Here is an 11,220-nt window from a genome sequence, read left to right on the forward strand (position 1 = left end):
TTTCTTAGTTATGCTGCTGAATTTAAATGTAAAAGCCTGTAATCCGCCACGCGTGTAAAACAACACGAAAAGAAACGTTATAAATGTGCTTGACCTGCGTACGAATGTGATCGTATCATCACAATTGTACGCGATGCGTATAAACGTTACTTTTCGTATATGCCAGCAACTTGCGCAATGCGAACAAATTAAATGTTATCACAAATTTGTGGAATAAGGAGCAATCAACATGGAGATTGAAAACGCAAATCAAATCCATGCGGCATTGATGACAAGGGGGCTTAGTTGTCGCTCGTGGGCATTAAGGGAAGGATATAACCCGCGCACAGTACAAAAATGCGTACAAATGTTTGCACCAGATACCGGATTAAAACCTAAATGGGGCAAAGTATCGCAAACCATACTGCGTGATTTATCTGTTGAAATTGACTTTGACTTGATAGGTCGCCGCCATGGATAAGCAATATTTTACCCTTCAAGAGTTGGTTAACGTGCCTGGCATGTACACCACAGTGCAGGGCAACCGCAAGCTAGCTAATCGAGAAGGCTGGACAAAGCAAAAGTGCGAACAGGGCAAGGGGTTTGAGTACCACATAAACAGCTTACCCCTAGAAACACAAGCTTATCTTCGAGCCAAATCTTTTGCCGTTAGCAATAGTAAAGCAACGGTAGCAGCTAAATCGACGCTAAAGCAGCAGTCCGTAATTGCTCAGCAAACAAGGCATCAACGCATCGTCAGTAAAAGCCAAGGCTTAGCTCAATTCATGTGCCTGAGTGAAGCTAAGCAAGAAAAAGCCAAAGCGCGGGAAAGGGTTATAACGGCTTTTGAACAATTTATTACACCCTATATCGATGCTGGTAATAAAAGTGATGGAGTGAAAGCTTTTATCAGTGGTTTTAATTCATCACTAATATTACCTGATGCCGAGGTACGCATACACGTTAAGCAGCTTGCTGAACGAACCTTATATCGTTGGCACAAAGCCCATATTGAACAAGGGATCATAGGGCTAACCGCGCAATATAAAGCCGTCAAACAATCCAAAATAGACGAACAACCACGCCTAAGCGAGTTTCTATTAGCACTGGTGACCAAAAAGCCACACCTATTAAAGCAAGCTGCCAAAGTTCGCGATATGGCGGTTGTTAGAGCCGATGAATATGGCTGGCAATTACCCTCAATTAGCTCGTTTAAACGCTGGTTAAATCAATACGCTGCCAAGTATGAACTAGAGCATGCCTTTACCACTAACCCTACGCAATACACAGATAAATACCGCCCACTATTTGCCCGTATGTATCCGCATATCGATGGGCCAAATCAGGTATGGGAATTTGACTCAACGCCCACCGATGTTGAACTCAATGTAAACGGTAAGCTCAAGCGCCACAGTATCGTTGCGGTGATCGATGCATATACCCACCGTGTGCAATTGATTGTCGCGCCAACGTCTAACAGCGAAGCCATCTGCCTATTACTGCGTAAAACACTATTAGAGTGGGGATTACCAGAAGAGGGCGCGATCATGCGTACCGATAACGGTAGTGACTATGTTTCAAACCGTACAACTACCATCTTTAATCTACTCGATTTAAAGCTGTCAAAAGCCAACGCCTTTAGTGGTTGGGAAAAGCCCTTTATCGAGCGCTTCTTTGGCACCATGAGCCGTGTACTCATGGAAAAAATGCCAGGGTACATCGGCCACAGCGTCAGTGATCGCCAACAAATCGAAGCCATGTATAACTTTGCCAAACGTATTGGTGAAGGCAAGAAGCAAGCTGAAGCAGAACGTCTAAGCCTAGCGCTCACGCCAGAGCAGCTGCAGCAGGCACTTAACGATTATTTAGAGTTCGACTATAACCATGTGCCGCATGATAAAACGGGTAAAACACCGTTTGAACTCTATGCTAGCTCAGGTTATCGCAAGCGCGCGATCATCAATACTCATACCCTAGATTATCTGCTCAATTTCATCGGTACAGCCAAAGTTGTGCGCGGCAGTGTCAAGGCTGATGGCGTGCAATATACCGCACCCGAACTCATGGAAGCAGCATGGCAGCGCCAAACCGTCAGAGTATTTATCGACCCTTGTGATATCGGACGTGCAACGCTTTACCCCATTGATCAATGGGACACCTACGTCGATGCCGTCAACATGGATCTAGTTAATCGAGGCATTGCCCCAAGCGAATTTCGTGAGCGTCGTAAGCAAACACAAAAAGAGCTGGCCGCATTTCGTAAATCGGCCAAGCGTCTGCAAGAAGAGTTTGGTATCGACTCACTTTATGCCGACGAACTGGCACAAAAGAAACTACAGCGGGCCAGCCTCAGCTATATCGAGCGCACAACTGGGCACGACAACAACGCCATTTCAGGCTTAAGTCACGCTACCACTAACAAGCAACATCAACTGAGTGACACTGAACTGGCCGCCATCGAACGTCAGCGAGAGGCCATTGCTAAACGCAAAGAGTCTATGGCCGTTCAAGAGTCACGTATCGTTCGTAGCGATCACGAAAAAGCAGTAATGCTTACCGAAAACTCATTAATCAAACCGCTTACTCAAACAGAACAGGATTGGCTTAAGAAGTACCGCCTAAACAATGTATTACAGCGTAATCGTTTAGACAGAATTTTGAAAAAAGCTGAGCAGCAACACCGCCAAGTGAAATAGCTGCTCAGCCTTTAAACCCAAGGCTCACAGCCTTACAAGCAAGTAAAACCAACGTAAACCAAAGGAATGCCATTATGAAACATAAAATCGTCGAAGTAAAAAATGTCCTACGCACCCAAGACATGTTTGCAAACCTGCAAAGCCGTAGCGATATCACCCCTGGTATCGGCTTAATCCACGGTGCCAGCGGGTTCGGTAAAACCACAACAGTAACCTACATGGTTAACCAACTGACTAGCATGGGCAGCCTGCCAGCGTTTGTTCGTTGCTGCGCTACCGATACCCCTAGCAGTTTTCTAGCCCGCGTAATGAAAGAGCTAGGTAGCGAGCCTATTTTTCCGCTACGTAAGTCGGTTGACTTCATCATTAACACCATGAACGAGCAGCAAATAGCCCTGTTTGTCGACGAAGCTGACCACATTGTCGGCCAGTCCAAAACCATGGAAACCATCCGCGATATCTACGATGCCACCGAGTTACCTGTAGTGCTTATCGGCATGGAAGAAATTGCCCGCCGCATTAGCCACCGCAAACAGTTATTTAATCGTATTTCTGAATGGGTGGAGTTTATGCCTGCCGACAATGAAGACGTTTCAATGTTTGCCTCCGAGCTGCTCGAAATTGATGTCGAAGTGGGCGAAGACCTACTTGATTACATCCGCCAACGCAGCGGTGGCGAGGTGCGTCGAACCCTAATCGCACTCGAAAAAATTGAGCGCTTCGCCTTGTCCAACGAACTTGATTTTGTAGACAAAGCGGTATGGGGCGATGGTCAGTTATTCCTTAATCACACTCGCCGTCAAGTCTAAACCAGGCATCTGTGCGCTAATAAAAAATAGATAAGGATAACCTATGAATAGCCCTACAAACCCTAGCTCAATAAGGCATCAAGCTTGGGGACTCATGTGCAGTCGGCAAACATTTAGCTGTAAAGAGATTGCACAAACTTTGAATATTAAAACCAATAAAGTCGTCGGCTTCACCCGCTCGTTAATCAGAAAGCGAGCGATTGAAGTGATCGACAAAAGAAACAAGTACCAAGGCACACTCTATCGCGTTTGTATCGAGCGTCAGGCGTTGCAGCTGCAAATGCCTATGGCCCCCAAACGTAAAGAACGCCGCATTAAAAAAGGCACTCGGTCACAGCAAATATGGAACACCATCCGTATTCATCGCTCGTTCAGTGTAGAGCTGCTGCAAACCACCACTAATGCGTCGTTGTCGCTGATTAACAACTACGTGTGGCACCTAGAGCAATCTGGCTTTATTCGCAAGCAAGGACGCTTTCTCAATCAAAGTGGCTACTCCTGCGTGAAGTACATGTTGATTAAGGATCTTGGGCGTCTATATCCAACCACGCAAAAGCAAGGTATGTGGGACCAAAACACCCAAACCTTCTACCCATTTAAGGAGCGCGGTAATGAGTAAATGGCTGCAAATATTAGCCTTGCAGGCTAACGAACATGGGCAAGAAGCCGTTGCAAAACAGCTTGGGGTATCAAAGACGGTTATCAGTCAGCTGATAAACAGCAAGTATCCTGGCGATCTCGTTCGTATGCGAAAGCTAGTGGAGGGCGCTTACATGCACCGCACGGTTGTCTGTCCCATCATGGGAGAGATCCCCTTGCATCAGTGTGACAAGCACCAAAACAACACCGTTACTAGCAACCCTTTAAAACTGCGGTTATATCGGGCCTGTCGTGGTGGCTGTCCACACTCCACCTTACCAGCACAGCAACAGTTTAAACGTATCGCTATACAGGCCGACTTTTCGGTTGGCAATGTGCCAAAACGCTATAGCGCTGATGCGGCCTACAACCGTCTAGAGCGTCAATCTCAAACCGATGGCGGTGGATTAAGGCAGCTTTGCGGCCTGCTAAAAGATGAGTTAAAGGCGCTAGAGCTTAGGTACAACAAACTGCTGCAGCAACAAGCCACAGGGAGAAATCAAAATGACCAATAACATCAATGTCGTTACCGCGCTGCGTCTGCGTGGCATCAAGGTGCTCAGCAGTAAAAACAAAGTGATCCATATTGACCGCCCAACCAAAGACTTTAAGGCCATGGCAGTCGACATCATCGAAAACATTAAGGGCATTCGTCGCCGCAGCTGCGTAGTGCAATTTCATGGCGTCACCGTGCGCTGGAACGAGGAGTAATCAATGAACAGTCAAACCAACACTATCCCTGCGGGCTATCGCAAAAATGCCAAGGGCGATTTAGTACCCGAAGCGCGAATTAAACCCGTAGACAAACTACGTGATGAAGTGGTCAGCGATATCGTCATTAAAGCCAAAGCGTTACGCCAAGCCATGCTCGATTTCAAACTCGCTACCATGAGTCAGATCACCGATTTTGTTGACCTTTCAGGCAGTGAATACGGTATCAACGTGGGGGGCAAAAAAGGCAATGTCTCGCTAACCAGTTTCGACGGTCAGTATCAGGTGCGCCGCGCGGTCGGTGAGCACCGTGTTTTCGATGAGCGTATTCAAACCGCTAAAACCCTTATCGATGAGTGCATTCATTCTTGGTCTGGTGGGGCAGATGACCGCCTCATGGCCATGGTTGAGCATGCGTTTAGGGTAGATCAACAAGGTCAAATCAACGTTAACCAGGTGCTAAGTTTGCGCCAGCTCGATATCGACGATGCTAGCTGGAAAAAGGCCATGGACGCCATCGCCGACGCCATTCAAATCACAGGTACCAGCGAATATCTGCGCTTATATGAGCGCCTACCTAACGGCAAGTATGTTCAATTATCAATGGATATCAGCACCCTTTAGCGGGGCGATGCAAGGAGCAAGTTATGAGCAATTCAACCCAGCAGTTGTTTGACCAAAACCAAGCCAGCTTAGATCGCGTGGCATTTAAGTTACGCATTGCTGCGTTACTTGAGGCCAACTTTGAAACCCTGCGCAGTGAACTCAGCACCATGGCGGCAAGCACGCCGCACTATTGCCTGCTTATCGGCGCAGCGCTAATTAATGAGCTGAAAGAGTTAAGCCCTGAGTACGCCGGAGAAAAACGCAGGCTCATTGGCTTCTTTATGAGCCGCTCATTAAAAAATATCGACCCCATGGTGCAAGAAGCAAGTTAATCAATATAAGCGAAACCGCCCACGGTCGTCGTGGGTTGGTCTGCCTGATGTGGTGTTAGGGCTTTTTATAACAAGAGTGATGAGCAGCCAAGGAGCAACAATGAAATTAAATGCCTATGCCCAGTCTTTACTGCAATACGTCATGGACTGGGTAGCACCACCACGTACAAAACAGGCTGAAAAAGAACACCTAGCTAAAGACTGGCTAAACAAAAACTGCCCACATTGGCAGCAAAAGGGAGGTAAGCATGCAAAATAATACCGCACAACCTACGCAAAACAAGAAACGGCTGATCACCTTGATCAACATAGCCAAAGGCCAGCTGTGTCTCGATAACGAGCTATACCGCAGCATGCTTAACGCGGCCACTGGTAAAGACTCATTGCGGGCCATGAGCCTAAGTGAACTTGAGCAAGCCCTAGAATGCTTTAAACAAAAAGGCTTTAAACCCCGTTCAACTAGTCGTCAAACAGGTGTTAAAGGTAAGCGCTTAAGCCCTAAATCGGGCAGCGCTAAAGTGGCCATGATCGATAAAATCCGCGCTGTGTGGATCACCATGGGCCATCACAATGTCATACAAGACGCCAGCGAAACCGCGCTCGATGCCTATGTGCGCCGCATCACCAAATCACAACAGCTGATAGACAGCACTGCATGGCTTAACGAGCAACAAGCTTATCGTGTGCTCGAAAGTCTTAAAAACTGGCACCGCCGCGAACTGTTAGAGCGTATAGCACTAAGAACGGCGAGTAATAGCACAAAATCAAACGATCAAACCCTTGGCTACAACCAAGTTGTTGACCTATATTTAAACGCAGCCTACGGAGGGGCAACACATGAGTAATCTATCTCGTAACGGACCACGTGAAGAACAGATGGACCTGCTGCAAACCAGTCACCAAGAGCTTGAACAAGCCCTTGAAACCCTGCAAAACCTTAAGCCCGATGAGCGCGAAGACTTCATCAAGCGCTGGCCATCAACCCTGCAAAGCCTGTGTGAGCTAATGCGCGTGACACTAGAGGGGCAGGCCATTAGCAACTCAGTACAAATTAGCGAGGCGCTCGCCACTACCTTAAGTACTTATCTTGGTGGCCGCGACATCTATATTCCCAACGGCGAACGCCTCAAAGATGCCCTGCGTGATATCCGCATCTGGCGCGAGTTCAAAGGCAATAACCTAGAGCAGTTGTCGCGCGACTATGGACTCACTGAGCGCCGTGTCAGTCAGATCATTGCCGAGCAAAGAGTCGCGTTTGTGGCAAGGAAGCAGAGGAGGTTGTTTTAACATTGTGCGGTAAGTAGTTGCAACAATTGAGTAAAGCGGTAAAGTGTTTTTAGTTTACTCATACCAGTGGTGGCTTAGATGGAGTCTAAAGAACTAAATGTCGATGCGCTTCAATATCGCTTTCATCGTTTTAAGAATACATTTACTTTAAATAATCGGTTTGCACCATGGAGTTGCCCACATTGTAGTACTGGTAAATTGGTCGTAAAGAAAGAAAATTTTCTTTGCGAAGACGTTACTTCATATCATCTTAAAGAAGTCACGCTGCAGTATAGTGGCTTTTTTTTATGCAACTATTGCGCTCATAAAACCTTTAGCACCGGTGTCGGCACCGTTAATTATTATAGCGGTTATGATCACGGTACAAATGAGTATACAGATCTGGAGATCACTGAATATACCCCTCAATTTTTTGCGCCTGCAGTGAAGTTATTTAATCCTCCCCCTGCCACTCCTGAATCGGTGAAAGAGTCATTAAACAGGGCATTCTCCATTTGTTGGAGCGATATTCCAGCCAGTTGTAATGTGTTACGCGTGACTGTTGAGGTATTGCTTAAAGATCTATGGCCACATGTGCAGCAGGTTATTGAGGGCAGAAATCTAGGCAAGAAAATAAAAGCATTGAAAGAAAAAGAAGCAGGTAATCCCCCGTTGCTCGAGGTGCTGAACTTTTTAGAGGCGATTAAATGGTTGGGTAATAGTGGCAGCCATGATGGAGAGTTGGAAGAACAAGATCTCGCGGTTGCTTTTGATATCATGGAACAAGTTTTAACTAAGCTTTATATTAAAGAAAGTAAGCCCGTTGGAGCATGGGTCAGTATGATTGTCGGTAAGGAAGGAAGTCCGATGTAAACCTTATTGATAAAAAGGATTTTAAATGAAAAAACTGTTTGTGCTACTTATCTCCTTATCGGTGGCCTATGTCCTTATTCCTGTCAGTGTTAACGGCTCACTCTACGTTGTCACCAACTCATCGGCGGTTGTTCCTATGCCGATGACTGAGCTGAAAGTCTATCCATTGAAAGCCTTCCGTACAGCGCTGTATGAGAAGCAAAACTACGTTAACGAGCATTGTGTAGCGCTGCCAAATAAAGTCGAAGTTGAGCGGGCCTATCTCCTAAACGGCCCAGACAAAGACAATGCCAAGGAGTCCTTTGAGCGCATTGTTGCTTGCGAAACCCAGACCCTGTTAAACGGCATCGACATACCGGCTATCGAGACGCTAATAACCAGCAAGGAGGGGGAGTTCACCTTTCAGATGCCGCGCTTTGATAGTGTTGTTATTATGGGCAGCGCCAAGAGGCAGCTGGCCTTTACCGATGAAAGCTATCAGTGGATAAAGGTGGTCAACGCAGGACACGGTATGTCAGCCGATATCGAGCTGAATAACACAGATTTGGTCGGGAATCTCGACGTTAGAAACATCCAGCTATAATTATGTTCAAACGATAGAAAAGGAAGTTGTATGAAATATGATTTACGCCTTAGTCAAATATTTTGTCGTGATTATCTAAAAACACTAAAATGGTATGAGCCTTTATTAGATGCTGTAAAAAGATATATTAAAGAAGAGGGTTTAGACCTGCTTTTTGCCGAAACCCCTGAGTTATTTAGTATTGCTGGTTATGAGTTTAAGAGTTCTGTTAAGCCGTATATAGTCAATGAGAAAGTATACATGAAAGTAGGCTTTCATTTGTTGGATGATGATAATGTACTTTCGGAAAAAGTCTGTGTGTGCCTTTATATTGATAAAGCGGGAGTGGTAACCTTTTCATTTAAAGACGGTTATCCAGTAAGAACGAGCTTAGCAAGTGATGATGGTTTCGAAGATGAAGCTTATCGTTTCCATGACGAGATATTAGAACCCCTTGCTAGTCAGTTTTTTGAATCGTTTTCTAAATAAGTATCATTAGCAACATTCACTAATCCCGAAACCTTTCCAATCCGATCCGAGTCAATGAGCCGAGACAATGAACCTATGTTCCTTGTCTCGGTTTTTTTATGGACTCACAACACCTTACCCTGTACCGCTGCTACTTTCCGCACGGCACCTTTGGCGAACTCAAAGACGCTGGTGGCAATACTATTGCCGTTACGGTCGAATGCCCCTGGTTAAATAACCAAAAAGGTAAGAGTTGTATCCCTGAGGGTACGTATCAAATACGCCGCCATCAAAGCCCGAGTAAGGGGATTTGCCTAGCCATTGAGGCCCCAACGCTTGGCGTTACCCTATATGGCCCTAGCCAACGCACCCACTGCTTAATCCATGTGGCCAATTGCGCCAGCGAGCTGCAAGGTTGTATCGCTTCTGGTGAATCCTTTGGTGTTGTTGGCAAAGAGTGGGGCGTTTTGCAAAGCCGTGACTCACTTGAAAAGCTATTAGCTTTGGTCGGTGAGCAAACCTACACCTTAGTGGTTAGGGGGCAATGATGCGATACACCAACCATTGCCAAATTAAAAGCGCGGTAAATAGCTCACCCATAGCGCCGACTCTGTCTAATCAAAGCCAGCCAAAACGTATTAAAAATCGGGTGTATCGCCAGTGTGCCAAAGACGGCTTTAACGCACGTTTACAAGCAGAATTAGCGGGTGAAATGCCCACCGTTCCACGGTTATATAGCCACCATAAAACCCGCCAAAGTTATTTTAACAAGGGCTGGCATGCGGTAACCGCCATGCACATTTTGCAGGCTAAGCGTAAAGCGCAGGTCACACCCACCGCTGAACAGTCGACCACTTGCCCACATTAAGGACATATCATGGACCCCCTCACTTTAACCGCCATTGCCTCGACCCTGATAAAAACGGGGCCAGATCTTATCCGTGGTATTGGTCGCTTTTTCGATGATGACAAACAAGAGACCGCCAACAAGGTGGCTAACTTAGTCGATATCGCTGCTGGTAAGCCTAATCCAGAGCAAGCGCTTAATCAGGCATTAACTTCTCTGTCACCAGTAGAGCTATTAGAGCTTAAATCGGTAGCCGTCCAATGTGAGGTTGAGCTTGCGCGCATTGCCGCGACTCGCGATACCACCTTGCATCAGCAAACCCAGCAGACAATTCAAAACGGTGACAACAGCACTAATCCTTACGTTAATAAGACTCGCCCTTATATGGCGCGGCTCTCAGGTTATATCACCGGGATTTATGTACTTGGTCTCGATGGTGCTGCTGCATTTGATAAAGGCTCTGGTGCCTCTTTAGATATGGCCATGTTGTTGGTTGCACCGCTACTGGCTTACATGGGGCTGCGTGAAATCGGCAAATGGCGTCAAGGGGCCAGTACCGTTAGCGGCATTGCCAGCAGTCTAGGGCAGTTATTTAAACGCGGTAAAGCAGGAGCCTAGATGAAAGCTGATGATTGGGCTAGTGACCTTGAAATGCGTGAGCGTGAAAGCTGTATTAAGCGTGCTCGCCAGCCATTAGCAACAGGCAATGGCATTTGTGTGGATTGCTTAGAGGCGGTTGAACCTGAGCGCGTTACAGCATTGCGTTGTATCAGTTGCCAGCAAGATGAAGATTTACGAATGCGCCAACGAAATGGAGGTCGCCGTGCTTGATTTTTTTGTGAAGTATTGGGTGCAAATCTATGCCTTTATCTCGCTTGCACTGCTGATCGCCAATTGGTTTCTCGCCAAAACATACGCCAAAACCGACTCGATAGAATTACTCGAAAAGCGGGTCACCAAACTTGAGTTCGGTGCCGAACACTCACCCAGTAAAGAAGATTTTCACCAACTCGAAAACCGGATGGTGGAAGTCCATGCCCAACTGACTGCCATTGCGCCACAGCTAAAAAGTCTGCAGCGAATGACAGAGATGTTGACCGAAAACGAACTCAGGGAAAAGTAGCCAGGAGAAAACATGTCACTCATAGAGATTAAAAACGAACACCAGCGCCGCAGCATATTGACGGCGCTGAGTGCCATGGTGGGCTTTGGGGCTAACCATTCGATGGTACGCGACACCTGCGCCAGTTTTGGCGTAGAGATGAGCAACGATACCATAAAAAACCAGCTGTACTGGCTGGAAGAGCAAGGCTTAGTCAGTGTCAAAACCCAAGGCAATTACCTGATCGCCGAGCTTAAAGCACGCGGCCAAGATGTGGTCGATGGCCTAACGTTTGTGCCAGGCATCAAGCGTCCAAGCGCTGGGGAGTGA

Annotated in this window: 20 protein-coding genes; all 20 read left to right on the forward strand. The window is 46.8% G+C overall.

Annotation, left to right across the window (positions count from 1 at the left end):
- Positions 1–229 precede the first annotated feature (229 nt).
- The 20 genes from K0I62_RS07460 to K0I62_RS07555 all read left to right on the forward strand — a co-directional run bounded on the left by K0I62_RS07460 (position 230) and on the right by K0I62_RS07555 (position 11,220).
- Entirely contained in the window at positions 230–460 is a 231-nt protein-coding gene (locus tag K0I62_RS07460; RefSeq protein ID WP_220070839.1) for a helix-turn-helix domain-containing protein, read from the forward strand.
- Positions 453–2,675, forward strand: coding sequence for a DNA-binding protein (locus K0I62_RS07465; RefSeq protein ID WP_220070840.1), 2,223 nt, complete (start codon positions 453–455; stop codon positions 2,673–2,675). Before K0I62_RS07460 ends, K0I62_RS07465 begins: the two co-directional genes overlap by 8 nt.
- A gap of 74 nt (positions 2,676–2,749) precedes the next feature.
- Positions 2,750–3,484, forward strand: a complete 735-nt coding sequence (locus K0I62_RS07470; protein ID WP_220070841.1) for an AAA family ATPase — start codon at positions 2,750–2,752, stop codon at positions 3,482–3,484.
- Positions 3,485–3,527: 43 nt separating this feature from the next.
- Positions 3,528–4,103, forward strand: a complete 576-nt coding sequence (locus tag K0I62_RS07475) for a hypothetical protein (RefSeq protein ID WP_220070842.1) — start codon at positions 3,528–3,530, stop codon at positions 4,101–4,103.
- On the forward strand, positions 4,096–4,638 hold the full coding sequence (locus tag K0I62_RS07480; protein WP_220070843.1) for a helix-turn-helix domain-containing protein: 543 nt from the start codon (positions 4,096–4,098) through the stop codon (positions 4,636–4,638). Before K0I62_RS07475 ends, K0I62_RS07480 begins: the two co-directional genes overlap by 8 nt.
- Positions 4,628–4,834, forward strand: a complete 207-nt coding sequence (locus K0I62_RS07485) for a hypothetical protein (protein WP_220070844.1) — start codon at positions 4,628–4,630, stop codon at positions 4,832–4,834. The genes K0I62_RS07480 and K0I62_RS07485 overlap by 11 nt, the downstream gene beginning before the upstream one ends.
- A 3-nt stretch (positions 4,835–4,837) precedes the next feature.
- Positions 4,838–5,458 carry a DUF3164 family protein gene (locus tag K0I62_RS07490; RefSeq protein ID WP_220070845.1) on the forward strand — a complete coding sequence of 207 codons (621 nt, stop codon included), beginning with the start codon at positions 4,838–4,840 and terminating at the stop codon, positions 5,456–5,458.
- A gap of 23 nt (positions 5,459–5,481) precedes the next feature.
- Positions 5,482–5,772, forward strand: a complete 291-nt coding sequence (locus K0I62_RS07495) for a hypothetical protein (protein ID WP_220070846.1) — start codon at positions 5,482–5,484, stop codon at positions 5,770–5,772.
- Between the two features lie 100 nt (positions 5,773–5,872).
- Positions 5,873–6,031 (forward strand): hypothetical protein, encoded by a 159-nt coding sequence (locus K0I62_RS07500; RefSeq protein WP_220070847.1) that lies wholly within the window; start codon positions 5,873–5,875, stop codon positions 6,029–6,031.
- Positions 6,021–6,617 carry a gp16 family protein gene (locus tag K0I62_RS07505; RefSeq protein ID WP_220070848.1) on the forward strand — a complete coding sequence of 199 codons (597 nt, stop codon included), beginning with the start codon at positions 6,021–6,023 and terminating at the stop codon, positions 6,615–6,617. The genes K0I62_RS07500 and K0I62_RS07505 overlap by 11 nt, the downstream gene beginning before the upstream one ends.
- Positions 6,610–7,059 (forward strand): Mor transcription activator family protein, encoded by a 450-nt coding sequence (locus tag K0I62_RS07510; protein WP_220070849.1) that lies wholly within the window; start codon positions 6,610–6,612, stop codon positions 7,057–7,059. The genes K0I62_RS07505 and K0I62_RS07510 overlap by 8 nt, the downstream gene beginning before the upstream one ends.
- 78 nt (positions 7,060–7,137) lie before the next feature.
- Positions 7,138–7,911: a DUF4145 domain-containing protein gene (locus K0I62_RS07515; RefSeq protein WP_220070850.1), complete on the forward strand. Its 774-nt coding sequence runs from the start codon at positions 7,138–7,140 to the stop codon at positions 7,909–7,911.
- A gap of 25 nt (positions 7,912–7,936) precedes the next feature.
- Complete coding sequence (locus K0I62_RS07520) at positions 7,937–8,494, forward strand: hypothetical protein (RefSeq protein ID WP_220070851.1); 558 nt, start codon at positions 7,937–7,939, stop codon at positions 8,492–8,494.
- Positions 8,495–8,524: 30 nt separating this feature from the next.
- On the forward strand, positions 8,525–8,962 hold the full coding sequence (locus tag K0I62_RS07525; protein ID WP_220070852.1) for a hypothetical protein: 438 nt from the start codon (positions 8,525–8,527) through the stop codon (positions 8,960–8,962).
- Positions 8,963–9,060: 98 nt separating this feature from the next.
- Positions 9,061–9,489, forward strand: a complete 429-nt coding sequence (locus K0I62_RS07530) for a DUF5675 family protein (RefSeq protein ID WP_220070853.1) — start codon at positions 9,061–9,063, stop codon at positions 9,487–9,489.
- Positions 9,486–9,809, forward strand: coding sequence for a hypothetical protein (locus tag K0I62_RS07535; protein WP_258405110.1), 324 nt, complete (start codon positions 9,486–9,488; stop codon positions 9,807–9,809). Before K0I62_RS07530 ends, K0I62_RS07535 begins: the two co-directional genes overlap by 4 nt.
- 9 nt (positions 9,810–9,818) lie before the next feature.
- A complete protein-coding gene (locus K0I62_RS07540; protein WP_220070854.1) occupies positions 9,819–10,406 on the forward strand; it encodes a hypothetical protein in 588 nt (195 codons plus the stop codon).
- Complete coding sequence (locus K0I62_RS07545) at positions 10,407–10,619, forward strand: hypothetical protein (protein WP_220070855.1); 213 nt, start codon at positions 10,407–10,409, stop codon at positions 10,617–10,619.
- Positions 10,612–10,911, forward strand: a complete 300-nt coding sequence (locus K0I62_RS07550) for a DUF2730 family protein (RefSeq protein ID WP_220070856.1) — start codon at positions 10,612–10,614, stop codon at positions 10,909–10,911. Before K0I62_RS07545 ends, K0I62_RS07550 begins: the two co-directional genes overlap by 8 nt.
- 12 nt (positions 10,912–10,923) lie before the next feature.
- Positions 10,924–11,220 (forward strand): VpaChn25_0724 family phage protein, encoded by a 297-nt coding sequence (locus tag K0I62_RS07555; protein ID WP_220070857.1) that lies wholly within the window; start codon positions 10,924–10,926, stop codon positions 11,218–11,220.

Source organism: Shewanella psychrotolerans, assembly GCF_019457595.1.
Lineage (GTDB): Bacteria > Pseudomonadota > Gammaproteobacteria > Enterobacterales > Shewanellaceae > Shewanella > Shewanella psychrotolerans.

Bases quoted from the DNA above. Each gene is read 5' to 3' on its own strand.
- K0I62_RS07460 (WP_220070839.1), top strand. From the start codon at position 230: ATGGAGATTGAAAACGCAAATCAAATCCATGCGGCATTGATGACAAGG.
- K0I62_RS07465 (WP_220070840.1), top strand. From the start codon at position 453: ATGGATAAGCAATATTTTACCCTTCAAGAGTTGGTTAACGTGCCTGGC.
- K0I62_RS07470 (WP_220070841.1), top strand. From the start codon at position 2,750: ATGAAACATAAAATCGTCGAAGTAAAAAATGTCCTACGCACCCAAGAC.
- K0I62_RS07475 (WP_220070842.1), top strand. From the start codon at position 3,528: ATGAATAGCCCTACAAACCCTAGCTCAATAAGGCATCAAGCTTGGGGA.
- K0I62_RS07480 (WP_220070843.1), top strand. From the start codon at position 4,096: ATGAGTAAATGGCTGCAAATATTAGCCTTGCAGGCTAACGAACATGGG.
- K0I62_RS07485 (WP_220070844.1), top strand. From the start codon at position 4,628: ATGACCAATAACATCAATGTCGTTACCGCGCTGCGTCTGCGTGGCATC.
- K0I62_RS07490 (WP_220070845.1), top strand. From the start codon at position 4,838: ATGAACAGTCAAACCAACACTATCCCTGCGGGCTATCGCAAAAATGCC.
- K0I62_RS07495 (WP_220070846.1), top strand. From the start codon at position 5,482: ATGAGCAATTCAACCCAGCAGTTGTTTGACCAAAACCAAGCCAGCTTA.
- K0I62_RS07500 (WP_220070847.1), top strand. From the start codon at position 5,873: ATGAAATTAAATGCCTATGCCCAGTCTTTACTGCAATACGTCATGGAC.
- K0I62_RS07505 (WP_220070848.1), top strand. From the start codon at position 6,021: ATGCAAAATAATACCGCACAACCTACGCAAAACAAGAAACGGCTGATC.
- K0I62_RS07510 (WP_220070849.1), top strand. From the start codon at position 6,610: ATGAGTAATCTATCTCGTAACGGACCACGTGAAGAACAGATGGACCTG.
- K0I62_RS07515 (WP_220070850.1), top strand. From the start codon at position 7,138: ATGGAGTCTAAAGAACTAAATGTCGATGCGCTTCAATATCGCTTTCAT.
- K0I62_RS07520 (WP_220070851.1), top strand. From the start codon at position 7,937: ATGAAAAAACTGTTTGTGCTACTTATCTCCTTATCGGTGGCCTATGTC.
- K0I62_RS07525 (WP_220070852.1), top strand. From the start codon at position 8,525: ATGAAATATGATTTACGCCTTAGTCAAATATTTTGTCGTGATTATCTA.
- K0I62_RS07530 (WP_220070853.1), top strand. From the start codon at position 9,061: ATGGACTCACAACACCTTACCCTGTACCGCTGCTACTTTCCGCACGGC.
- K0I62_RS07535 (WP_258405110.1), top strand. From the start codon at position 9,486: ATGATGCGATACACCAACCATTGCCAAATTAAAAGCGCGGTAAATAGC.
- K0I62_RS07540 (WP_220070854.1), top strand. From the start codon at position 9,819: ATGGACCCCCTCACTTTAACCGCCATTGCCTCGACCCTGATAAAAACG.
- K0I62_RS07545 (WP_220070855.1), top strand. From the start codon at position 10,407: ATGAAAGCTGATGATTGGGCTAGTGACCTTGAAATGCGTGAGCGTGAA.
- K0I62_RS07555 (WP_220070857.1), top strand. From the start codon at position 10,924: ATGTCACTCATAGAGATTAAAAACGAACACCAGCGCCGCAGCATATTG.